The organism is Agrobacterium sp. 10MFCol1.1, from assembly GCF_000381165.1.
Classification (GTDB): domain Bacteria; phylum Pseudomonadota; class Alphaproteobacteria; order Rhizobiales; family Rhizobiaceae; genus Agrobacterium; species Agrobacterium tumefaciens.
In genome coordinates this window covers 354,416-378,371 of record NZ_KB906072.1, presented here as the reverse complement: position 1 = coordinate 378,371, position 23,956 = coordinate 354,416, and the positions used below count along the sequence as shown (strand labels likewise).

20 protein-coding genes are annotated in these 23,956 nt (G+C 60.1%); 13 read left to right on the top strand and 7 right to left on the bottom strand.

The features are described from left to right. Positions 1–18: 18 nt before the first annotated feature. Positions 19–897 (top strand): dienelactone hydrolase family protein, encoded by an 879-nt coding sequence (locus tag F617_RS0101980; RefSeq protein ID WP_019564276.1) that lies wholly within the window; start codon positions 19–21, stop codon positions 895–897. Between the two features lie 44 nt (positions 898–941). On the opposite strand, the gene moaB is transcribed toward F617_RS0101980, so the two are convergent. The 4 genes from moaB to F617_RS0101960 form a co-directional block, all read right to left on the bottom strand. Then, positions 942–1,487 (bottom strand): molybdenum cofactor biosynthesis protein B, encoded by a 546-nt coding sequence (gene moaB, locus F617_RS0101975; RefSeq protein WP_019564275.1) that lies wholly within the window; start codon positions 1,485–1,487, stop codon positions 942–944. 26 nt (positions 1,488–1,513) lie between these two features. Beyond that, complete coding sequence (locus F617_RS0101970) at positions 1,514–2,398, bottom strand: 4-(cytidine 5'-diphospho)-2-C-methyl-D-erythritol kinase (RefSeq protein WP_019564274.1); 885 nt, start codon at positions 2,396–2,398, stop codon at positions 1,514–1,516. A gap of 6 nt (positions 2,399–2,404) precedes the next feature. Next, positions 2,405–4,249: a tetratricopeptide repeat protein gene (locus tag F617_RS0101965; RefSeq protein ID WP_026330626.1), complete on the bottom strand. Its 1,845-nt coding sequence runs from the start codon at positions 4,247–4,249 to the stop codon at positions 2,405–2,407. 191 nt (positions 4,250–4,440) lie between these two features. Then, a complete protein-coding gene (locus F617_RS0101960; protein WP_026330625.1) occupies positions 4,441–5,457 on the bottom strand; it encodes a polyprenyl synthetase family protein in 1,017 nt (338 codons plus the stop codon). A 111-nt stretch (positions 5,458–5,568) separates the two neighbouring features. Between F617_RS0101960 and F617_RS0101955 the strand changes: the two genes are divergently transcribed. From F617_RS0101955 to F617_RS0101910, 10 genes are all read left to right on the top strand, one after another. Continuing rightward, positions 5,569–5,799 carry a DUF2007 domain-containing protein gene (locus F617_RS0101955; RefSeq protein ID WP_003515173.1) on the top strand — a complete coding sequence of 77 codons (231 nt, stop codon included), beginning with the start codon at positions 5,569–5,571 and terminating at the stop codon, positions 5,797–5,799. 6 nt (positions 5,800–5,805) lie between these two features. After that, a complete protein-coding gene (locus F617_RS0101950) occupies positions 5,806–6,606 on the top strand; it encodes a tRNA1(Val) (adenine(37)-N6)-methyltransferase (protein ID WP_019564271.1) in 801 nt (266 codons plus the stop codon). 87 nt (positions 6,607–6,693) lie between these two features. Beyond that, positions 6,694–7,563 carry a S49 family peptidase gene (locus F617_RS0101945; RefSeq protein WP_026330624.1) on the top strand — a complete coding sequence of 290 codons (870 nt, stop codon included), beginning with the start codon at positions 6,694–6,696 and terminating at the stop codon, positions 7,561–7,563. A gap of 20 nt (positions 7,564–7,583) precedes the next feature. Then, positions 7,584–7,778, top strand: coding sequence for an NfeD family protein (locus F617_RS0101940; RefSeq protein ID WP_003515179.1), 195 nt, complete (start codon positions 7,584–7,586; stop codon positions 7,776–7,778). Positions 7,779–7,878: 100 nt separating this feature from the next. After that, on the top strand, positions 7,879–8,841 hold the full coding sequence (locus F617_RS0101935; RefSeq protein ID WP_013635520.1) for a glycine--tRNA ligase subunit alpha: 963 nt from the start codon (positions 7,879–7,881) through the stop codon (positions 8,839–8,841). A gap of 78 nt (positions 8,842–8,919) precedes the next feature. Continuing rightward, positions 8,920–9,471: a LemA family protein gene (locus F617_RS0101930; protein ID WP_019564269.1), complete on the top strand. Its 552-nt coding sequence runs from the start codon at positions 8,920–8,922 to the stop codon at positions 9,469–9,471. A gap of 84 nt (positions 9,472–9,555) precedes the next feature. Further along, a complete protein-coding gene (gene aroA / locus F617_RS0101925) occupies positions 9,556–10,833 on the top strand; it encodes a 3-phosphoshikimate 1-carboxyvinyltransferase (protein WP_019564268.1) in 1,278 nt (425 codons plus the stop codon). A gap of 23 nt (positions 10,834–10,856) precedes the next feature. After that, positions 10,857–12,794: a DUF2207 domain-containing protein gene (locus tag F617_RS0101920; RefSeq protein WP_019564267.1), complete on the top strand. Its 1,938-nt coding sequence runs from the start codon at positions 10,857–10,859 to the stop codon at positions 12,792–12,794. A 98-nt stretch (positions 12,795–12,892) separates the two neighbouring features. Next, a complete protein-coding gene (glyS, locus tag F617_RS0101915; protein ID WP_013635524.1) occupies positions 12,893–15,046 on the top strand; it encodes a glycine--tRNA ligase subunit beta in 2,154 nt (717 codons plus the stop codon). A gap of 228 nt (positions 15,047–15,274) precedes the next feature. Continuing rightward, positions 15,275–15,769 carry a DUF523 domain-containing protein gene (locus F617_RS0101910; RefSeq protein WP_013635525.1) on the top strand — a complete coding sequence of 165 codons (495 nt, stop codon included), beginning with the start codon at positions 15,275–15,277 and terminating at the stop codon, positions 15,767–15,769. Positions 15,770–15,827: 58 nt separating this feature from the next. On the opposite strand, the gene F617_RS0101905 is transcribed toward F617_RS0101910, so the two are convergent. From F617_RS0101905 to purD, 3 genes are all read right to left on the bottom strand, one after another. Then, entirely contained in the window at positions 15,828–17,651 is a 1,824-nt protein-coding gene (locus tag F617_RS0101905) for a methyl-accepting chemotaxis protein (RefSeq protein ID WP_019564266.1), read from the bottom strand. 327 nt (positions 17,652–17,978) lie between these two features. Further along, positions 17,979–18,491: a plant virulence effector HPE1-like domain-containing protein gene (locus F617_RS0101895; protein ID WP_026330623.1), complete on the bottom strand. Its 513-nt coding sequence runs from the start codon at positions 18,489–18,491 to the stop codon at positions 17,979–17,981. Between the two features lie 157 nt (positions 18,492–18,648). Continuing rightward, positions 18,649–19,920, bottom strand: coding sequence for a phosphoribosylamine--glycine ligase (gene purD, locus F617_RS0101890; protein ID WP_019564263.1), 1,272 nt, complete (start codon positions 19,918–19,920; stop codon positions 18,649–18,651). 201 nt (positions 19,921–20,121) lie between these two features. On the opposite strand from purD, the gene F617_RS0101885 reads away from it, so the two are divergent. Next, complete coding sequence (locus F617_RS0101885; RefSeq protein ID WP_019564262.1) at positions 20,122–22,446, top strand: Tex family protein; 2,325 nt, start codon at positions 20,122–20,124, stop codon at positions 22,444–22,446. Positions 22,447–22,613: 167 nt separating this feature from the next. Continuing rightward, positions 22,614–23,870 carry a cyclopropane-fatty-acyl-phospholipid synthase family protein gene (locus F617_RS0101880; protein ID WP_019564261.1) on the top strand — a complete coding sequence of 419 codons (1,257 nt, stop codon included), beginning with the start codon at positions 22,614–22,616 and terminating at the stop codon, positions 23,868–23,870. The last annotated feature ends 86 nt before the right edge of the window (positions 23,871–23,956 follow it).

Below are 23,956 nucleotides of genomic sequence, written 5' to 3'. Positions count from 1 at the left end.
TTCAGGGAGAAGAGAGCGATGGACGACAAGCCGAAGATTACGCAGGCCATGATCGACGCTTACGATGAATATACCCATCTCAGTCTCGATCGCCGCAAATTCATGGAAAAGCTCAGCCTGCTTGCCGGGTCCGGCGCAGCTGCTGCCGCAATCGCGCCGCTTCTTTCGGCCAACAGCGCCCGTGCGGCAATCGTCGCGCCTGATGATGCGGGTATCGTTGCGGAAGAGGTGACCTATCCCGCCCCCGGTGGCGAGATGAAGGGCTATCTCGTCACGCCGAAATCGGTTTCCGGCCCCATTGGCTCGGTTATCGTCATCCATGAAAACCGGGGCCTGAACGACCATATCCGCGATGTGGCAAGACGCGTGGCGCTTGCGGGGTTCAGGGCGCTTGCGGTTGATTTCCTGTCGCCGCAGGGCGGCACGCCTTCGGATGAAGATAAGGCACGGGAGATGTTCAGTGGCCTCGATATGGAGGCAACAGTCGCCAATGCCGAAGCCGGTCGGGTGTGGCTCGCTGCAAGGCAGGGTGCGAACGGCAAGGTTGGTGCGGTCGGTTTCTGCTGGGGCGGCGGGCTGGTCAACCGGTTCGCCACCAAATCGGCAGGCCTGAATGCCGGTGTCGCCTATTACGGCCAGCAACCGCCGGCGGCCGATGTGCCTGCTATCAAGGCGCCCCTGCTGTTACAGTATGCCGGTCTGGATGAGCGCATCAATGCCGGTATCGACGCGTATAAAAAGGCGCTGGAGGAAAACGGCAAGACCTTCGAAATCTTCGTTTACGACGGCGTCAACCACGCCTTCAACAACGATACATCCTCGGCGCGATACGACAAGGCCGCGGCCGATCTCGCCTGGGGCCGGACGACGGAGTTCTTCAAAAAATATCTGGCGTGATGGGGTTTTGGTCCGCTGTGACGGACAACCCCTGAAATCCCGCTCTAGACGCCGCCAGCCCCGCGTTTCAAATGCTCATCAAGCCGGGGCATGATCTCAACGAAATTGCAGGGCAGGTGGCGGTAATCGAGCTGGGCTTTGAGAATACCGTCCCAGGCATCCTTGCAGGCGCCGGGAGAGCCGGGCAGCACGAAGATGAAGGTGGCGTTTGCCACGCCGCCGGTCGCCCGTGACTGGATGGTGGCGGTGCCGATCTTTTCATAGGAAATGCGATGGAAGATGGCGGAAAAGCCGTCCATGCGCTTTTCGAACAGGGGTTCCAGCGCCTCGGGTGTCACGTCGCGGCCTGTAAAGCCGGTGCCGCCGGTGGTGATGACCACATCTACGCTCCCGTTGAGCGTCCAGTCGCGCACGGTGTTGAAAATAGCAGCCTTGTCGTCTGCCACGATGGTGCGGGCGGCGACCTTGTGTCCGGCTTCCTCTATGCGTGCGACTAGCGTGTCGCCGGACTTGTCATTCTCAAGCGTGCGGCTGTCCGAAACGGTCAGAACCGCGATGCCGAGGGGAATGAAGGGTCTTCCGCCTGCCATGGCCTTATCCTCGAATTGTGTTGTCTTCAGATGGTCCGCGTCGCCTGAAAATACCAGCCGGGGCGCTTGTTTCGAAGCGATGTTTCCGCTTTTCGGGCGGCCTCGAAGGAATGAAATAGTCCAAAACAGGTGGCACCCGAACCGGACATGCGCACAAGGGAAGCACCTTCCTGCGACAGCATGCCGGCGATTGCGCCGATCTCCGGCAGAAGCGCCTTGGCGGGGACTTCCAGATCGTTTCGGCTTTGCGCCAGAAAATCCATCCAGCCGCCTTCTTTGCGCTCCGGCAGGGGCGGGTTGGCCTTGTCGAGCAATCGCCGAAAAATCTCCGGCGTCGAGACCGCTTTCAGAGGGTTGGCCAGCACCAGAAAGAATTCCGGCAGATCGGAGACCGGCTCGATATCCTCGCCGATACCTCGTGCGATGAGTGGGCGGCTTTCAAGGCACATCGGCACGTCAGCGCCAAGCGCAAGCGCGATGGGTGCGAGATTTTCAGGAACAATCCTGGCATTCCAGTGCCGCAACAGCGCCCGCAGTGTCGCTGCCGCATCCGCTGAGCCGCCGCCAATGCCGGAGGCGACTGGCAGGTTCTTTTCGAGATGGATGGCAACCGGGCGTGCCGATTGACCTGCCGCCACAAGCGCATCACGCAAAAGGTCTCTGGCACGGACGACGAGATTGTTGCCGCCATCGCCTGCGCGCAGCAGATCGCCAAACGGGCCGGAGATGGAGAAAGTGTCGGCATCGGCATCGCGAACATGGATCGCGTCGCCTGCTTCGGTGAAGGTCACCAGCGTCTCGAGCAGATGATAACCATCTGCCCGCTGACCGGTTACATGCAGTGCCAGATTGATCTTGGCCGGGGCCGCCTCGGTTGTTTCGACAGCCCCGGTAATGTCATCCGCGCGCATGTCGCGTCAGGATTTCTTGTCCGGGGCAGGGGCAACAGGGGCCGGTGCTGGCGGAGCCGGCGGCTGCGGCGCGGCCTCCTTCTTGGCGGTGTTTTCGGCGTCCTTTTCCAGCGGCGGCAGGCCGTTGGCAATCTTTTCCTTCACCTTGGCCTTGTCCAGATCGTCATTGTCGCCAATCAGCGCGCGGTTCCACTGATACACGGCCTCGATCTTGCGACCGACACGCCAGTAGGCATCGCCCAGATGATCGTTGATGGTCTGATCGCCGGCCTTGAGCTCGATTGCCCGCTCCAGTTCGGTGACGGCCTGGTCAAACGCGCCCAGCCGGAAATGCGCCCAGCCAAGCGAGTCGACGATATAGCCGTCATTCGGCCGAAGCTCGACCGCGCGGCTGATCATCTTCATCGCTTCGTCGAGGTTGATACCCTTGTCCACCCAGGAATAGCCGAGATAGTTCAGCACCTGCGGCTGTTCCGGGTTGAGCTCGAGCGCACGCTTGAAGTCCGGCTCGGCCTTGTCCCATTCCTTCAGGCGCTCATGGGCGATGGCGCGCTGGAAGAACACGGTCCAGTCCGACTTCTGCGGCACGGCACCGATCACCTCGACAGCCTTGTCGTAGTTTTCGGCCATGGCCTTGTAGTCCTTGGCGTCGGAAAGCACGCTGCCATAGGCGAGGTAAGAACGGATATCCTTCGGATCGGATTGCAGCAGGGATTGCAGGTGGTTGCGCGCTTCCTCCACCTTGCCCGTCTGCGCCAGCGTCAGCCCGAGCTGCAGCTCGGAGATGCGGTGCATCGGCGAATCCTTCGGCACGTCGCGGTAGAAGGCGATGGCGCGGTCGGGCTGTTTCATCGCCTCAGCAAGTCCGCCGAGAAGGATCAGCGTATCGGCGCTTTGCGGATCGAGCGCCCGCGAGGTCTGAAGGTAAAGCGTGACGATCTCTTCGGCACCTTCGCGGTTCAGCGCGCCCGCGATGGAAAACATCACGGAAGCCGCGCCTTCAACGGCATTGGTGATCTGCTGCGGCGGCTTCTCGCCCTTCTCGATGGATTGGCGAAGCGCTTTGAGAGGCGCATAGTTCGGCGCAAAAGTGTCGCCGACCGCAATTGCGTCCAGCGCCTTCTGCTTGTTGCCGGCTGAAGCCTCCAGCCGTGCAAGCGCCATCACCGCGCGCATATAGGTGTCGGAAGCGGTTGCCCCGCCTTCACGATCCGTCACGGCCTCATTGAGGCTCTTACGGGCAGCATCTGTGTTGCCGGCGACAAGGGCGATCGCGGCGGCATTGTATTTCTGGAAAATCGAAATCCAGCCCGGACCCTTCATGTTGTTGACGAGGGCCAGCGCTTCCTTGGGCTTGCCTGAACCGGCGCGCGCCCATGCCGTCAGCAGCGTGTTGACCATGCGGTCGAGATCGTTCGGGCCGGTATATTTCAGGATTTTCTCGGCCTTGACGAATTCCTTGTCCTTGATGGCGTCGAGGCCGCGCACGATGGTCGTCACGCGTTCGACGGAGGTATCGTCCTTCATCGAATCGGCAATCTTGGCGCCAGCCTCGAAATTGCCGCTCAACAGTTCGGCGATCATCAGGCGCTGGCGGATTTCCGAGTTGGCCGGATCGAATTCCAGCGCCTTCTTGTAGAGCGAAATCGCGGTGGGGTAATCCTGATCGACATCGGCATTGCGCGCGGCAAGGAATGCGCCGGAGAAGGTATTTACCTTGGCAGGATCGAAAGTAACGGCCTTGGCTTCCGTTTTCGTCTCCGCAAAGCCGGGGCTTGCACCCGCGCCAAGTGCGAGAGCGGCGGCAAGAGCCGCGCTGCAGAGAAGACGAAGTGCTGGTTTACGCCGCATGAGGGAACCTTTGCCTTTGTGCAGAAGCACGGAAAAATCAGTTTCCATTGTTTGGTCACGATAGAATGGCTTTTTTGAAGCAACCCCGCAAGAAATTATGGCCCGCGCCACAATCTCCCCTTGCGGGACACCCAGTCCGAAACAGCGGCGGACGGTCTTGTCCATCCGCCGTTTGCCTGAGGCCTCCAGCGTCAGTTGAGACGCTCGATGCAGAAGTCGATGACTTCCAGAAGCGCGTTTTTCCACGGGCTTTCCGGCAGCGGTGCAAGCGCATCGCGGGCAATGGTGCCGTAATGCGTGGCGCGGCCGATCGTATCGCCAAGACCGTTGTATTTGGTGATGAGACCGAGCGCCTTTTCGAGGTTCTCGTCGCTGCTTTCACCCTTTTCGATGGCGTTGCGCCAGAAGGCGCGCTCATCCTGCGTGCCGCGGCGATAGGACAGGATGACCGGCAGGGTTATCTTGCCCTCACGGAAATCGTCACCCGTATTCTTGCCGAGATCGGCGGATTTGCCGCCGTAATCCAGCACGTCGTCAACGAGCTGGAAGGCGAGGCCGAGATTCATGCCGTAGGATTTCAGCGCGCTGCGGCTTGCCTTGTCGGTTTTGGCGACGATGGGGCCAACTTCCGCGGCCGCTGCAAAAAGGGCGGCCGTCTTGGCGCGAATCACCTGCAGATAATCGTCCTCGGTCGTTTCCATGTTCTTGGCGACCGAAAGCTGCAGCACTTCGCCCTCGGCGATGACGGAAGCGGCGGTGGACAGCACGTCGAGCGCATCCAGCGAGCCGACGTCCACCATCATGCGGAAGGCCTGGCCGAGCAGGAAGTCGCCGACGAGAACGCTTGCCTGGTTGCCCCAGATGGTGCGGGCGGTGGACTTGCCACGGCGCAGATCGCTTTCATCCACCACGTCGTCATGCAGCAGCGTCGCCGTGTGCATGAATTCCACGCTGGTGGCGAGCTTGATATGGTGGTCGCCCTCGTAACCGAACATCGAGGCAGAGGCCAGCGTCAGCATCGGCCGCAGGCGTTTGCCTCCGGACGAGATCAGATGGTTGGCCACCTCAGGTATCATCTGGACATCGGAACCGGCTCTGGAAAGGATAAGCTGGTTCACCCGTTCCATGTCGGCACGGGTCAGGTCGACAAGCGGCTTGACGGATGCGAGTTTGTTTTTGCTTTCTTCAAGCGGTATGACGACGCCCAAGGGACAGGACTCCTGTTCGAATTTGAGTTCGACAATAAAAACTGGCGCCTGTCGCGGCAAGGGGCGAATTGCCGCTAGCCATTCAAAAAAATGGGAATTTGGGGCTTATCCATGCGTGAACTGATCCGTACCAACGATGCCGTGCTGTTATCCTTCGCCGAAAGCCTGATGAAGGACGCCGGCATCCATTGCCTTGTCGCCGATCAGGCAATGAGCATTCTGGAAGGTTCGCTCGGTCTTTTGCCCCGCCGGTTCCTGGTGGAGGAAGACCGCGCCGGTGAGGCCCGCCGCATTCTCGTGGATGCCGGTCTGGGCGACGAATTGCGCAACGAAGAGGCGTAAACGAACGTGGGCGGCGAGATTTCGGAAACTTTGGATGCGTTTCACCGGGGCCGTTTTCACATTCTCCAGCCCAAGGGCAGGGGACACCGCGCCGGCATGGACGCCATGCTTCTTGCCTCGATGGTGGCGGACGAGCGCGCCTGCCGCATAGCCGATCTCGGCGCGGGCGCGGGCGCGGCAGGTTTCGCTGTCGCCACGCGGCTTGAAAAGGCCGAAGTGACCCTGTTCGAACGTTCGCCGGAAATGGTGGAATTTGCCCGCCGCAGCCTGGCATTGCCAGAAAATGCCGCTTTTTCCGCCCGTGTCAGCGTGCGTGAGGCCGACGTGACACTGCGTGGCAAGGCGCGCGTCGAGGCCGGACTGCCGGACGGGCATTTTCACCACGTCATCATGAACCCGCCCTATAATGATGCAGGCGACCGCCGCACGCCCGATGCGCTGAAGGCTGAGGCCCACGCCATGACGGAGGGCCTGTTCGAGGACTGGATCAGGACCGCAGGTGCGATCACGGTTCCAGGCGGGCAGCTTTCCCTTATTGCACGGCCGCAATCGGTGGCGGAGATCATTGCCGCCTGTGGCAGCCGTTTCGGCGGCATCGAGATCACACTCATCCACCCACGCCCCGGTGAGGACGCGGTGCGCATGCTCGTAACAGCGATCAAGGGGTCACGGGCGCGGCTGTCGTTCCGGGCGCCGCTCGTCATGCACGAGACCGGTAGCCATGCTTTCACGCCCATCGTGGATGATCTGAATAATGGCCGCACCGCCTATCGCCGTAATGTAAAGGCAATCGGGCCTGGCCTATAAATTCGCCGTTCCTCCGGCCGCAAACCATTGTGTTTTGCAGGGCAATACATACATCCGTGACGAACAGGCAAATGCTGCGAGGAGTGAATTGTGGGTTTTCTGAAGTATCTGGTGCCGAAACGCTTTCGCAAAAAAGAACTCGTCATCCCGGTTGTGCGCATGCATGGCGCCATCATGGCTGGCGGCAACCAGTTCCGCCCCGCTCTCAATCTTGCCTCCTATGCACCGCTGCTGGAAAAGGCCTTTGCCATCAAGGACGCGCCAGCTGTCGCCATTTCCGTGAATTCTCCCGGTGGCTCGCCGGTGCAGGCGCGAATGATCTATAATCGCATCCGCCAGCTTGCCGAGGAAAAGGACAAGAAGGTCCTGATCTTCGTTGAGGATGTGGCGGCCTCCGGTGGCTACATGATCGCGCTTGCCGGCGACGAGATCATCGCCGACCCCACCTCCATCGTCGGATCGATCGGCGTCGTTTCCGGTGGTTTCGGTTTCCCGGAAATGTTGAAGAAGATCGGGGTGGAGCGCCGCGTCTATACGGCCGGCGAGAACAAGGTCATCCTCGATCCCTTCCAGCCGGAAAAAGAGGGCGACATCGAATATCTGAAGTCGCTTCAGGTCGAAATCCACAATGTTTTCATCGATATGGTCAAGATGCGCCGCGGTGCAAAATTGAAGGGCGATGAGACGATCTTCTCCGGCCTGTTCTGGACCGGTATGCGTGGCCTTGATCTCGGCCTGATCGACGGCTTGGGCGACATGAGGGAGGTTCTTCGTCGCCGCTACGGGACGAAGGTGAAGCTTCAGCTCGTCACCGGTGGGCGCTCGCTGTTCGGCAAAAAAGTGCCGGGCGTGAATGCGGCACTCGGCCTCAATGCCGAAAGGCTTGCGGCAGGCGCCGTCTCGGGACTTGCGGAAGTTGCCGAAGAAAAGGCATTGTGGTCGCGTTTCGGTCTATGATGTCGCAGGAATAGGGCCTTATGGCGCAGCTTATTACAATTGTTCTTCTGGTGGTGGGATCCGTCATCCTCTACCGCCGCTTCGTTCGCGATGCGGAAAAGCTTTCGGCAAAATCGAAGCAGCGCGAAAAGGAACGCGAAACCGGCGCCATCGGCACGCTGATCAAGGATCCCGAAACCGGCGAATACCGCGTGAAGCGTGAGGATGAGACGTAAGCCGGTGTCTCCACGCATAAATCCTTGACCCCTTCGCCATGCCGTGGCACCAGTCCGCATCCGAAGTAAGTCAGTGCTTACTTATCCTCACAACGCCGCGATGACTGCAATGACCGATATTCCAGACCATATGAACCCCAAGCGTTCCTTTCAGGCGCTGATCCTGACGCTGCACAATTACTGGGCCGACAAGGGCTGCGCGGTATTGCAACCCTATGATATGGAAGTGGGCGCTGGTACGTTTCATCCGGCAACGACGCTGCGCGCGCTGGGCCCGAAGCCATGGAAGGCTGCCTATGTGCAGCCCTCGCGCCGGCCTTCTGATGGTCGCTACGGTGAAAACCCCAACCGTTTGCAGCATTATTACCAGTATCAGGTCATTCTGAAGCCCAACCCTTCCAACCTTCAGGAACTGTATCTCGGTTCTCTGAAGGCCATCGGTCTCGATCCGCTGCTGCATGATGTGCGCTTCGTCGAAGACGACTGGGAAAGCCCGACGCTCGGCGCCTGGGGTCTCGGCTGGGAGTGCTGGTGCGACGGTATGGAAGTGTCGCAATTCACCTACTTCCAGCAGGTCTGCGGCATCGAATGCTCGCCGGTCGCTGGCGAACTGACCTACGGTCTGGAGCGTCTGGCCATGTATGTTCAGGGCGTCGACAATGTCTACGACCTCAACTTCAACGGCCGCGAGGGTGAAGAGAAGATCTCCTATGGTGACGTCTTCCTGCAGGCCGAGCAGGAATACTCCCGCCATAATTTCGAATTTGCCGACACCGGCATGCTGCATCGCCATTTCATCGACGCGGAAAAGGAATGCCTGGCGCTTCTCGCCGCGGGCGCGCCGGGTGATGATGATAATCAGCGCCTGCATAAATGCGTGTTCCCGGCCTATGACCAGTGCATCAAGGCAAGCCATGTCTTCAACCTGCTGGATGCGCGCGGCGTGATCTCGGTGACGGAACGCCAGAGCTATATCCTGCGCGTGCGCACGCTGGCAAAAGCCTGCGGCGAAGCCTTCCTGCTCACGGATGCGGGCGGGTTGAACTGGAACAGGGCCGCCTGAACCTTTATGTAAGGCGGGGCAACAGTCTAACGTGCGGGTGCCGTTGCGGCGCTTGCGCCTCTTGAGGAGGGGTCGGGAATGTTCATCACGCTGGTAATCGTCGCGGCAATCGCGCTCTATGTCGTCTTCATCTATAACGGCCTCGTCAAGGCGAGGCAGATGAAGGAGGAGGCGTGGTCGGGCATCGACGTGCAGTTGAAACGCCGCGCCGATCTCATTCCCAATCTCATCGAGACCGTGAAGGGCTACGCGGCGCATGAAAAAAGCACCTTCGAAGAGGTGATTGCCATGCGCAACCGGGCCCAAGCCGTGCCGGTTGGCGATGTCGAAGGCCGCGCCCAGGCGGAAGGCATGCTGTCGCAGGCGCTCGGTAAGCTCTTTGCGCTCGCTGAAGCCTATCCTGATCTGAAAGCCAACACGAACTTTCTGGAATTGCAGCGCTCGCTGGAAACAATCGAGGGCGAACTGCAGATGTCGCGCCGTTATTACAATGGCGCCGCGCGCGATCTGAACGTCAGGGTGGAAAGCTTTCCATCCAATCTGATCGCCGGCCAGTTCGGTTTTGCCAAGGCACCTTATTTCGAGATCGACAACCCGGCCGACCGCGCCGTGCCGACCGTGAAATTCTAAGGCCACCGTTCCCAGGGTCCAAATCCTCCCGCCGACATTCCTGTATTCCGGCTCTCTGCCGCATTCTTTGACAAGACGACGATCATGATCGAACTGACCATCACCCCGCCCGGCCACCCGCTTTCCGGCAAGGTAGAGCCACCCGGCTCCAAATCCATCACCAACCGCGCGCTTCTGCTGGCTGGCCTCGCCAAGGGAAAAAGCCGCCTAACCGGCGCGTTGAAGAGCGATGATACGCTCTATATGGCCGAAGCCCTGCGCGCCATGGGCGTTAAGGTGACAGAACCTGACGCCACGACCTTCGTGGTGGATGGTACAGGCGTGCTTCAACAGCCGGAAAAGCCGCTTTTTCTTGGCAATGCCGGCACAGCCACGCGGTTCCTGACTGCGGCTGCAGCGCTGGTGGATGGCGCCGTTATCATCGATGGCGACGAGCACATGCGCAAACGCCCGATCATGCCGCTGGTGGAAGCGCTGCGCGCCCTCGGCGTCGAAGCGGATGCGCCGACCGGCTGCCCGCCAGTTACCGTGCGGGGCAAGGGCATGGGTTTCCCGAAGGGCAGCGTCACCATCGATGCCAACCTCTCCAGCCAATATGTGTCGGCACTTCTGATGGCGGCCGCCTGCGGCGACAAGCCTGTCGATATCATCCTCAAGGGCGAGGAAATCGGCGCGAAGGGTTATATCGATCTCACAACATCAGCCATGGAAGCCTTCGGCGCAAAGGTGGAGCGGGTCAGCAACGCCATCTGGCGCGTGCATCCGACCGGCTACACCGCGACCGATTTCCACATCGAACCGGATGCATCCGCCGCCACGTATCTCTGGGGCGCGGAACTTCTGACCGGCGGTGCGATCGACATCGGCACGCCCGCCGACAAGTTCACCCAGCCGGATGCCAAGGCCTATGAGGTCATGGCGCAGTTTCCGCATCTGCCCGCTGAAATCGACGGTTCGCAGATGCAGGACGCCATTCCGACCATCGCCGTTCTCGCCGCGTTCAACGAAACGCCAGTACGTTTCGTCGGCATTGCCAATCTGCGTGTGAAGGAATGCGACCGCATCCGCGCCGTCTCGCTCGGCCTCAACGAAATCCGCAACGGTCTGGCGCATGAGGAAGGCGACGACCTGATCGTGCATGCCGACCCGGCGCTGGCGGGCCAGACGGTCGATGCCTCCATCGATACTTTTGCCGATCACCGCATCGCCATGAGCTTTGCGCTCGCGGCTCTGAAGATCGGCGGCATCGCCATCCAGAACCCTGCCTGCGTTGGCAAGACCTATCCGGGCTACTGGAAGGCGCTCGCCTCGCTCGGCGTCGACTATACCGAAAAGGAAAGTGCTGCCGAGCCGCAGCACTGAAACCGGCTGGAGGAGACCGCCCCGTGAAGACCATCGCCGCAAGACTTCTCGCGCTGCTTGTCTTCCTGGGCGCGACCTGCCCGGCCTTTGCGGAAGAATTCATCCGCTCCTATCATTCCGTGGTCGAGGTTGCGAAGAGTGGCGAACTGACGGTGACGGAAACCATCACCGCCCGTGCTGAAGGTCAGAACATCAAGCGCGGCATCTTCCGCGATTTCCCGCTTTATGCGCTGGATGCAAATGACCGACGCACCAAGGTGGATTTTAACGTCGTTTCCGTGGAGCGCGATGGCGCGCCGGAGAACTGGCGCACCGAGAATATCGATGGCGGCATCCGCATTTATACCGGCAGCGCCGATCGTTTTCTTCCGACCGGTGAGCATATCTTCCAGATCACCTACACCACCGCCCGGCAGATCCGTTATTTCAGCGACTATGACGAACTCACCTGGAATGTCACCGGCAATGGCTGGCAGTTTCCGATGGGTGAGATTTCCGCCACCATCACTTTGCCACAAGGCGTGAAGGCCACCGATACTGCCGTTTTCACCGGTCCACTCGGTGCCAAGGGCAAGGATGCGCGTATTTTGAGCGAAGGCAACGAGGTGTTTTTTGCCTCTACCCGCCCGTTTTCAGTGGGCGAGGGCATGACAGTTGCCGTGAAGTTACCGAAGGGCGCCATTGCCGCCCCCGACTCCTCCCAGGAGGCAGGTTGGTGGCTACGTGACAATCTCGCCATCCTGCTTTCGGGCGGCGGGCTTTTCGCAGTGCTGCTCTATTATCTGCGAGCATGGTTCGCGGTCGGCCGTGATCCGGCCAAGGGTGTAGTCGTGCCGCGCTGGGATGCACCGGAGGGGCTTTCGCCGGCTCTGGTCAATTACGTTGATAACAGGGGTTTTTCCGGCGCAGGCTGGACAGCGCTGTCCGCCTCCGCCCTTGATCTGGCGGTCAAGGGTTATGTCGTTCTGGAGGATCTGAAGAACTCCATCGTCATCCGCCGCACGCAAAAGCAGGCTGGGGCGGAGTTGCCGAGTGGGCAGAAGACGCTGTTGTCCTCCATCGGTGGTCCGGGCGAGACGCTCACCATCGACAAGGCGCATGGAACGGAAGTCGAAAAGGTCGGCAAGCAGTTTCGCGCGGCGATAGAAAAAGAGCACCGCGGCAAATATTACCGCAGCAATGCCGGTTACATCGTTTTCGGCATCTTCTTCAGCGTCGCCATAATCGTCGCGACGCTGGTGTTCGGTGATCTCGATGAAAGCGCCATTGCCGCCGTGCTGGTCTTCGGCTTTTTCGCCTTTTTCTTCAGCATCCTGTCGATCGGCATCGGCCGACAGTTCTCGCGTGGCGCGTCGTTGAGCAAGCGCATCGGCGGCATCGTTATGCTGGCCTTTGCCGGTTTTGTGGCTTTCTCGGTCATTGGCGGCATTGCCACGCAGATCCTGCTGGATGTGACGCATGACACCAAGTCGCTGGCGCTGGCCGCCATCGGCGGCATCGTGCTTACCAACGCGCTGTTCCTGTTCCTGATGGGTGCGCCGACGCCGCTCGGCCGCAAGCTGATGGACGGCATCGAGGGCCTCAGAACCTATCTGACGCTGGCGGAAAAGGACCGGATGAATATGGCGGATGCCCCCGCCATGTCGCCGCAGCATTTTGAGACATTGCTGCCCTATGCGGTCGCGCTCGGCGTGGAAAAACCCTGGAGCCGCACCTTCGAGACCTGGCTTGCCACGGCTGCTGCCGGTGCTGCCGCGGCGAGTTATGCGCCCGGCTGGTATTTGGGCAGCAATTACGGCAGCTTCGGAGACCGGATTGGTGGGTTCTCCACTTCCATGGCGAATACAATAGCTTCCACCATTCCCCAGCCTGTCAGCTCATCTTCCTCCAGCTTTTCAGGTGGCGGTGGTGGTGGTTCTTCCGGTTCGGGCGGTGGCGGTGGTGGTGGTGGCGGCTGGTAACGTCCACCGGCGGTAATTTAACCGATAGCTGATGACTTTTGCCGCTGGTCTTGCTAAGTCCGCGACACTCTTTTGCAACAGATTAAAGTCCTTATCCCATGCCCGATCTTCTGCTTGAACTTCGCTCCGAGGAAATCCCCGCACGCATGCAGCGCAAGGCGGCGGGCGATCTGAAGAAACTCGTCACTGACGCCTTGGTGGAGAGAGGGCTGACCTATGAGGGTGCGCGCGAATATTGGACGCCGCGCCGCCTCACGCTGGATATTCGCGGCCTCAACGCCCGCTCCGCCGATGTGCGTGAGGAAAAGAAGGGTCCGCGCACCGATGCCAACGAAAAGGCGATTGAGGGCTTTCTACGCGGCGCTGGCCTTAATGATGTCTCCGAGGCTCAGGTCGTTTCCGATCCGAAGAAAGGCGATTTCTACATCGCCATCATCAACAAGCCCGGCCGCCCGGCGGAAGAGATTATCGCCGAAGTGATGCCCGGCATCATCCGCTCCTTCCCCTGGCCGAAATCCATGCGCTCCGGCCCGGCCTCCATGCCGAAGGGTTCCAGCTATGCCGGCATCGAAGGCAAGGGCTCGGAGAGCCTGCGCTGGGTGCGCCCGCTGCAATCCATCGTCTGCCTGTTCGGCCCCGAACATGACGAAACCCAGGTCATTCCCTTTGTCATCGACGGCATCGTCGCTGGCAACGTCACCTATGGCCACCGTTTCCATGCGCCGGGTCCGATCACCGTGCGCCGTTTCGAGGATTATGTCTCGAGCCTTGAAAAGGCGAAGGTCATTCTCGATGCCGACCGCCGCAAGGATATCATCCTGCACGATGCCAAGGATCTGGCATTTGCCAACGGCCTTGAGCTGGTGGAAGACGAAGGCCTGCTGGAAGAAGTCTCCGGCCTTGTTGAATGGCCGCAGGTGCTGATGGGCACTTTCGAGGAGGATTACCTGCAAATCCCGGCGGAAATCATCCGGCTGACCATCAAGACCAACCAGAAGTGTTTCGTCACCCGCAATCAGGGTGCGGAAGAGGGTCTTTCCAACCGCTTCATCCTGATCTCGAACATCGAGGCAAGCGACGGCGGCAAGGAAATCATCCATGGCAACGGCAAGGTCGTCCGCGCCCGCCTGTCGGATGCCCGCCATTTCTGGAACCGTGACCAGGGCGATCTGCCCGATCTGGAGACACTCAAGGATTCGGCTGCGAAATTTGGCCTCGATCTCAAGAAGCCGCTCGACCAGCGCATGGCGAAGCTCGATGCGCTGAACGTTACCTTCCATGCCAAGCTCGGCACGCAGGGTGAGCGTGTGGCGCGCATTCGCGAACTGGCCAAGGCTCTGGCCGCCGTCGTCGGTGCCGATGCTGCTCTGGTGGACCGCGCCGTGGTGCTGGCGAAAGCCGACCTGCGCACCGAAGCTGTCGGCGAATTCCCCGAACTTCAGGGCCTGATGGGCCGAAAATACGCAACCTTGCAGGGCGAAAACGAAAGTGTCGCCGCGGCGATCGAGGATCACTACAAGCCGCAGGGTCCCTCCGACCGCCTGCCCGCCGACAAGGTGGCGATCACGGTTGCTCTCGCCGACAAGCTCGACACGCTCGTCGGCTTCTGGGCTATCGATGAAAAGCCTACCGGTTCGAAGGATCCCTTCGCACTGCGCCGTGCGGCGCTGGGCGTGGTTCGCATTCTGCTTGAAAAGAACGTGCGCCTGCCGCTCTTGAGCGTCGCGAAGGATACTGACCTCCTATCCTTCTTCCACGACCGCCTGAAGGTCTATCTGCGCGATCTTGGCGCCCGCTACGATCTGATCGACGCCGTCCTGACACCGGAGTCTGACGATCTGCTGATGATCGCCCGCCGTGTCGAGGCGCTGACCGCCTTCATCACCGGCGAAGATGGCCGGAACCTGCTGGCCGGTGCAAAGCGCGCCACCCAGCTTCTGGCCGCAGAGGAAAAGAAGGGCACCGTGGTTGCGAACAGCGTTTCAGAAGAACTGCTGAAGCTCGACGCCGAAAAGGCGCTTTACGCGGCGATCAAGACCGCTTCCGCCGATGCCGCAAAGGCCGTCGAGACGGAAGATTTCCGCTCCGCCATGCAGGCGCTTTCGACGCTTCGCGCGCCCGTCGACAAGTTTTTCGAGGATGTTCTCGTCAACGATGAGGACGCGGCCATCCGCGCAAACCGTCTGGCGCTGTTGAAAGCCATTCGTGAAGCCACCGGAACGGTTGCGGATTTCTCGAAGATTACGGGGTGAGGAGTTTCGGGGTAGCTGCGACGTAGCGTGCGCGGTTCACCCCCTCTGGCCTGCCGGACATCCTCCCCTCAAGGGGGAGATCGGCAAGACGGTCGCTCCCCGCAAAAATTTGCAACGTCGAAGATGATCGGCACGTTGTCACGATTCGATCTCCCCCTTGAGGGGAAGATGCCCGGCAGGGCAGAGGGGGGTAAGCTACAGCCGCGACTCCCACAGGATGTTTTTCCAATGACCCACACGCCCCGCAAAATCCTCATCAGCGCCTGCCTTCTCGGTCAGCCGGTCAGATATGACGGCAAAGGCAAACCTCTCGTCCACCCGGCGATAGACCGTTGGCGGGATGAAGGCAGGCTGGTGGCGATCTGTCCGGAAATGGCGGGCGGCATGTCCGTGCCGCGCCCGCCGGCAGAGATCGAGAATAGCGCTTCCGGTCTCGATGTGCTGGAAGGTCACGCCCGGGTGCTGGAAGTAACCGGCGGCGATGTCACGGCGGAATTTATTGCCGGTGCGGAAAAGGCGTTGGCCCTTGCTAAAGCCAATGGCTGCACGCACGCGCTATTGATCGACGGCAGTCCGTCCTGCGGATCGGTCGCAATCTATGACGGCTCGTTCTCCGGCATCAAACATGCGGGCAATGGCGTGACGGCGGCGCTGCTTGAAAGAGCGGGAATTACGGTCTTTTCGCCTGTCGATATCGACCGGCTGGATACTCTGACACGTTGAAACAAAAAACGCCGGAGTTTCCTCCGGCGTTTTCGTTTATCCATCACCTCAGCGTCTATCACCCCGCCATGCGCATCTGCTCTGCCATGCCGTGGAATTGGTTGCCGGAGGAGACGCGGAAGCCGCGGATGAGGTTCAGCAGCTCTTCGGTATCGACGGCCAGCGCTTCCGCCGAAGCCGTGGTCTCTTCCGCCATCGCCGCATTGTGCTGGGTGGCGACGTCGAGCTGGTTGAGCGATGTGGAGATAGAGCGCAGCGTCGTGTCCTGTTCGGCCGCTGAATGGGCGATCTTGCCGACGATCTCGTTGGCGGATTTGATCTGGTCCGAGATGCGTTTCAGCGCGTCACCGGCTTCGCCGACAAGACGCACGCCGTTTTCCACCTGGTTGGAAGAGCGGGCGATCTGGTCCTTGATCTCCTTGGCGGCGGCGGCAGATTTCTGCGCCAGTTCGCGCACTTCCTGTGCCACCACGGCAAAGCCCTTGCCCGCTTCCCCGGCACGCGCCGCTTCCACGCCCGCATTCAGTGCCAGAAGATTGGTCTGGAAAGCGATGTCGTCAATCACGCCGATGATGTTCGAAATCTGATCGGAAGATTGTTCGATGCCGCTCATCGCCGCAATCGCTTCTTCCACCACCCGGTCGCTGCGCATCGCTTCGGAGCTGACTGTCGTGACGCGTTTGGCGGCGTCGGCTGCACCTTCAGCCGTCTGGCGTACCGCAACCGTCAACTCGTCGAGCGCGGCAGAGGTTTCCTCGAGATTTGCCGCCTGCCGTTCGGTGCGCTGCGAAAGCTCGTTGGAAGCCTTGCGGATTTCTTCCTTCGAGCCGCCGATATCGATGCTCTTGGAATTCACCTTGGCCATGGCGGCGTCGAGATGGGTCAATGCCTCGTTGAAGTTGTCGCGCAGCGCGGCGTAACGGTTGCCGAGATCGGCGCAACGCACGGTCAGATCACCGCCGGCGAGTTTTTCCAGCGCCTCGCCAATGGTGGTGACGACACGTGCCTGCAATGCGGCCTCGTCGCGCTGCATGTCGAGGTTGTTCTGGCGCTCGGCGTTGAGCTGCTGCTGCTGTTCTTCCTCTCGGCGCTGCATGGCGTGGCGCTCCCGCACCTTGTCCTGAAGCGAGGCCGTGGCCTTCGCCATCATGCCCACCTCGTTGGTCAGCCCGGTATGGGGTATGGTGAGCGAGACGTTCTCATTGGCGACTTCACCCAGCGCCCTGTGAATGTCGCCGAGCGGCTTCGAGATCCCCCGGATAACGTAGAAGGCGGCGGCAAGTGCCAGCACGAAGATGGCGGCACCGATGGACAGCGCCCTCATCACCTCGCCACGAACCTGGGCATTCAGATCATCGATGTAAACGCCGGTCACGACCACCACCTGCCAGGGCTCAAAAGCAAGGGCGTAGGAGCTTTTGGCGTAGTCATTGCCTTCCATGCCGGGCTTCGGACCGTAGAAATCCGTCTGGCCGCCGCCGTTGCGGCCAAGCCGTACGAGCTCGTCACGATACTGGAAGCCCTTGCTGTCCGGCTTGCCCTTGTAGTTCTCGCCGACACGCTTCGCGTCGGGATGGAATTTCATCGTCACGTCGTAGTCGTAACCGAACAGATAGCCATCTGGGGTGAACCGCATGGCGCTGACGGTGGCGAAGGCCTGCTTCATGGCGTCTTCGTGTGAAAGCGTCCCGGCCTTTTCCTTGTCGTGGAAGGATTGCAGGATGGAAATGGCGGATTGCACCTGTGTCCGCAGCATGCCGTAGCGTTCTTCATAGATCGCGTCGGTGGCAGATTTCAGCTGGTAAAACGTTGCTGCTGCGAAGGCGGCCATGAGGGCCACCACGAGCACGATCAGCTGACGGGAAATGGAAAGATTCTTCATGGGCGCTCACAAGCTTTTGCGTCGCGAGCCAGAAAAAGCCGCGCGCTGCCGAAGTTTCGAAAATGGGAAGGCGCCTGATGCGCTGTGATCAGCCTGAAAGCGAAAGTCCGCTCCAAGCCCTCATGTCGTGCTGCATCGCACTATGAGGTCACTTAGCGGCAAAAAATTTGAATAAATATTTAATTAGCAAAAGCTTTATGAGCGTGCTTGGCAGAATAATGGATGCATAATTTATTATTCACCGGATGGTTGCCGTGCACTTCGAAAAATGCAGCGATGACGCGATTATTTGACTTTTGTCATCAAAGACGCCGCCGACACTGTCGGTCAATTGCCGCGCAATTTGAAATCCTGGAAATCGGGTGCCGCCATTGCTGATGCGCTTGACGGTGCCGTGGCATTGGCCGCCGAAATTGTCTTCGTCGCTGCCGTGGTCGCGGTCATGTCTATGCCTGCTGGCGTGGCTGCCGTTTCCTCGGGGGGAGTGCCAGCTTCACCCTCATCATAGGTGGCAATTGCGGTGCCGGGGGTTTCCTGCGGCATCCAAGCGGGATTGGTGCTGACGAAGGTGACGGGCGCGCCGCCAAGCCAGGCTTCGGTGCGCACCAGCGTGCGCTTACCCTCGATTTCACGCATTTCCGTGTGCTGCGTGCCCGGCTCGATGGAGGGGATGGCAAAGCCCTCGGGGGCAGTGTTGTCCTTCACGGGCTGGCAGCGGGCGCAGTCGAGACGAACGAAGCTGCCATTGCTGGTGTGGGTGCCGTTTACATATTCGATGGAAGACGCCATCGCAGACCCGCCGGTCAGCGCGACAACCGCTGTCAAAAGAAGACGACGCATCGAAAAACCCCCAAAATGACGGCGCAGCCTCACGATCAAGACAGAATGCGCCCTTCAATGTTCGGCAGATATTATCGGTCTTTCGTTTCCATCAGGTCAGCAAACTTGGTAAAAATTGAGCGAAATCTGCGCTCCGGCCGCTGTATGCCTTGAATGGTCAGACTTTTTCGCGCGCCACGGCCTGCCAGCCGATATCGCGACGGCAGAAGCCGTTTTCCCATTCCACCTTGGCCGCCAGCGCATAGGCGCGCGCCTGTGCTTCCGTCACGTTCTTGCCAAAGGCGGTGACGTTCAGCACACGTCCGCCCGTCGCCACCAGTCTGCCGTCCTTCAGCGCCGTCCCGGCATGGAACACCTTTGCCTCTTCGCTGGCATCGGGAATATGGGCGATGGGCGTGTTCTTGTCGTAGGCACCGGGGTAACCCTTGGAAGCTAGAACAACGGTCAGCGCCGCATCGTCGCGCCATTCCGCTTCTACCTTGTCCAGCGTGCCGGTAGCAGTGGCGTAGAGGATCGGCAGCAGGTCGCTCTTGAGGCGCATCATCAGCACCTGACATTCCGGATCGCCGAAACGCACATTGTATTCGATCAACTCGGGGCCTTTGGCGGTGATCATCAGACCGGCGAAAAATACGCCTGAGAAGGGATTGCCGTCTTTCGCCATGCCAGAAATCGTCGGCTCGATGATTTCTTTCATGGTGCGCTCCACCATGGCCGGTGTCATCACCGGGGCGGGGGAATAGGCGCCCATGCCGCCGGTGTTGGGGCCGGTGTCGCCATCACCCACGCGCTTGTGGTCCTGGGCTGTTGCCAACGCCAGCGCGGTTTTGCCATCGGAAAGGCAGAAGAAACTGGCTTCCTCACCGTCGAGGAAAGCTTCCACCACAACCTCGGCGCCGGCAGCGCCAAAAGCGCCGTCGAAACAGTCGTCGATGGCGGCAAGCGCTTCCGCCTCGCTCATGGCAACCGTTACGCCCTTGCCGGCGGCAAGCCCGTCGGCCTTGATGACGATGGGTGCGCCCTGTTCACGGACATATTGCTTTGCCGGTTCGGCGGTCTTGAAACGCTGGTAAGCCCCGGTTGGAATATCGTAACGGGCGCATAGATCCTTCGTGAACCCCTTGGAACCCTCAAGCTGAGCGGCTGCTTTCGAAGGCCCGAAGGTGGCAATACCAGCCGCACGCAGATCATCTGCCAGACCCGCAACCAGCGGCGCTTCCGGTCCGACGACGACGAAGTCAATCGCCTTTTCCCTGGCAAAGGCGATAACGGTGGCGTGGTCTTCCACGTCAAGCGAAACGAGTGTCGCATGGTCGGCGATGCCGGGATTGCCGGGAGCGGCATAAAGTTCATCGAGCAGGGGAGACTGGGCGATTTTCCACGCCAGCGCATGTTCGCGTCCGCCGGAACCGATCAACAGAACTTTCATGGTCAACACCCCTGCAAATTCGCCTGTAACCTTGTTTGAGGGGCGTTAAGGGCAGGGGGGCGAAAGGTCAAGGAGAAAGCGCCTCAAATGCCCGTCTTTCCCTCGAACTCAGCCTTTCCTGTGGAATCGTTGCCGCCTCTTGTTGTCACGCCACAATCAGACATTATGTTCGCCGCTCCAGATGTGACATCAGAGAACCCCATGACCGCAGATAATGCCCGCCTCGCCACGCTCATCGCCTCCGAAATCAACGCCCGCGCCGATCAGGTGAAGGCGGCAGTGGCGTTGCTGGACGAGGGAGCGACCGTGCCCTTCATCGCCCGTTACCGCAAGGAAGCGACGGGAGGGCTGGATGATACCCAGCTTCGAACGCTTGCCGAACGCCTCGTCTATCTGCGTGAACTCAATGCGCGCCGTGCCTCCATTGTTGATACCATCAACAGTCAGGGCAAGATGACGGACGCCCTGATGGTCAAGATCATGCAGGCGGGCACCAAGGCGGAGCTGGAAGACCTTTATCTGCCCTACAAGCCGAAGCGCCGCACCCGCGCCGAAATCGCCCGCGAGCGCGGTCTCGGTCCGCTGGCCGAAGCGATCTGGGCAAACCGCGCAGCCGATCCGGCAAAGCTTGGCGAGGCCTATGTGCAGGGCGAGGTGGCGGATGTGAAGGCAGCGCTTGAAGGCGCGCGTGACATCGTGGCGGAAACCATGACGGAAAACGCCGATCTTCTTGGACGCCTGCGCGACTATATGCGCCAGAACGCCATTTTCCGCGCCAAGGTGGTCGACGGCAAGCAGGCGGCAGGCGAAAAATTCTCCGATTATTTCGATCATTTCGAGCGCTGGGCGACAGTGCCGGGACACCGCGCGCTGGCCATGCTGCGCGGCTGGAACGAGGAGATTCTGACGCTGACCATCGATGTCGATGCGGATGATCCCTCTCCGGTCAAACCCGCGCAGCGTACCGTCGCGGCCGCCTTCGATATCCGCAATGCCGGCCCCGCCGATCAATGGTTGATGGAAGTGGCAGGCTGGACCTGGCGGGTGAAGCTCTCCATGTCGCTTTCGCTCGATCTCATGCGCGAATTGCGCGAACGTGCGGAAGAAGAGGCGATCAATGTTTTCGCCCGCAATCTCAAGGATTTGCTGCTGGCCGCACCGGCGGGCTCACGCGCCACCATGGGGCTCGATCCGGGCATCCGCACCGGCGTCAAGGTAGCCGTGGTGGATGGCACCGGCAAGCTGCTCGACACCACGACGGTCTATCCCTTCCAGCCGAGGAACGACGTGCGCGGCGCGCAGGCGGAACTCGCCATGCTCATCCGCAAGCACAATGTCGAGCTGATCGCCATCGGCAACGGCACGGGCAGCCGTGAGACGGAAAAGCTGGTCGCCGATCTGCTGACACAGATGCCGGCTTTGGCTTCCGGCGCAAAGCCCACTAAGGTCATCGTTTCGGAGGCGGGCGCGTCAGTCTATTCCGCGTCGGAACGGGCGGCGGCGGAATTCCCCAATCTCGACGTGTCCCTGCGTGGCGCGGTGTCCATCGCCCGCCGCCTTCAGGACCCGCTGGCCGAACTGGTGAAGATCGAGCCGAAATCCATCGGCGTCGGGCAGTATCAGCACGATGTCGATCAGGGCCGTCTTAGCCGTTCACTCGACGCGGTCGTGGAAGATGCGGTGAATGCCGTCGGTGTCGATCTCAATACCGCCTCCTCGCCGCTTCTGGCGCGGGTTTCCGGCCTCGGTGCTTCGATTGCCGATGCCATCGTCGCACACCGCGACCAGACCGGCCCCTTTGCCAGCCGCAAGGAGCTGTTGAAGGTGCCGCGCCTTGGCCAGCGCACCTTCGAGCAATGCGCCGGCTTCCTGCGTATTCCAAACGGCAAGGAACCGCTGGATTCGTCCTCCGTGCACCCCGAAGCCTATGGCGTTGCGAAAAAGATCGTTGCCGCCTGCGGTCGCGACCTGCGCACGCTGATGGGTGACAGCGCCACGCTGAAGGGGCTCGATCCGAAGCGCTTCATCGACGAGCAATTCGGCCTGCCCACCGTCAAGGACATCATCGCCGAACTGGAAAAGCCCGGCCGAGACCCGCGCCCAAGCTTCAAGACGGCGACCTTTGCTGACGGCGTGGACGAGATCACCGATCTGAAACCGGGCATGTTGCTGGAAGGTACCGTCACCAATGTCGCCGCCTTCGGCGCTTTCGTGGATATCGGTGTGCATCAGGACGGGCTCGTGCATGTCTCGCAGCTGGCCGACCGTTTCGTGAAAGACCCGCATGAGGTCGTGAAAGCGGGTGATGTCGTCAAGGTCCGTGTCGTGGAAGTGGATGTGAAGCGCAAGCGTATTGCCCTCACCATGCGCAAGGACGGTGGCGAGGCGGCACCCCAGCCAATGCGCGAAAAGGGCAATGCGGGCGCCATGCGCCACGCGAATTCCAAACCGCAGGGACACAACGAAGGGTCGCAATCGGGTGGTGCTCTTGCTGCGGCTATGGCCGAAGCGATGAAGCGACGCTGACCTCCGGTTGAAATAATTTCTATGGAAAAGCCCTGCCGGAAACCCCGGTGGGGCTTTTTGCTTGATGAAATCGTTCAATTTTTTTGAAATAAGACTATCTTGAAACTTGTGCCGAAAGGAATACGGTCAGAAAAATTGATAAGTGAGACTTAGCAATTGGGGGTGCCATGGCGTCGTCTCTGCATGTTCTTCTCGAAAAGATAATCAAGAACGGTAATCTTGTCGTCAATAGCCCGGGTGGTAGCCGTACATTTGGTAACGGTACCGGAACAAGGGTGGTTCTGAATTTCACCGACGAAGCTGCCATGCAGGAGATCGCTGCCGATCCTGCGCTGAAACTCGCCGAAATTTATATGGAAGGCCGTATGCAGGTCGTCGAGGGCGACATCTACGACTTTCTGGCGCTGGTTAAAAGCAACACGCTAAGCGAGGCGCTGTCCTTCGGCATGGTGTGGCGTGGTATGGCCCGCATCATCGCCGCCCGCATCAGGATGCATCTGCCGGTAAACCACAACAAGAGCAACGTCGCCCATCACTATGATCTGAGCGCCAAGCTGTTCGACATCTTCCTTGATGAGGACTGGCAATATTCCTGCGCCTATTTCAATCCGCCGGGCATCAGCCTTTATGAGGCGCAGGTCGCCAAGAAGCGGCACATCGCCGCCAAGCTGATGACGGAGCCGGGCCAGAGCGTACTGGAGATCGGATCCGGCTGGGGCGGCATGGCGATGTATATTGCCGAAAGTGCAGGTGCCGATGTGACCGGCATCACGCTCAGCGAGGAGCAACTGCGCGTTTCCCGCGACCGTGCAGCAAAACGTGGGCTTGCCGGCAATGTTCGTTTCGAATTGCAGGACTACCGTTACCTGCCTGCCTCGAAGAAATTCGACCGTATCGTCTCAGTCGGCATGTTCGAACATGTCGGGCCGACCCATTACCGCGATTATTTCGACAAGGTGGCGGAGGTTCTGGACGACAAGGGCGTAATGGTGCTGCATTCCATCGGCCAGCCCAGTCCGGCACTTGCAACCAATCCCTTCATCGAAAAATATATTTTCCCCGGTGGTTACATCCCCTCGCTTGCCGAGGTGCTGCCGGCCATCCAGAAGTCTGGGCTGCTGGTGAAGGATATCGAAATCCTGCCCATGCATTATGCGCATACGCTGCGGCACTGGCGCGAACGTTTCGTGGCGCGCAAGGCAGAGGCGGTAGCACTTTATGACGAACGTTTCTTCCGCATGTGGGAATTTTATCTGGCGGGGTCCGAAATGGCCTTTACCCACGAAAATTTCCATATTTTCCAGATCCAGCTCGCCAAGGATCGCGACGCCGTTCCGCATAATCGCGACTACATTGCCCGCAACGAGGAAAAACTGCTGGAGTTCGAAAAGACGCGGCCGCCGCTTGCGAAGGTTATGTTCTAAGGCTTGTCCATTCGCCATCGTCAAGCCGGACCTGATCTGGCATCCAGTCGGCCCAAGTCCTTGGGCTGAAAGAAGGCTTCCTGCCG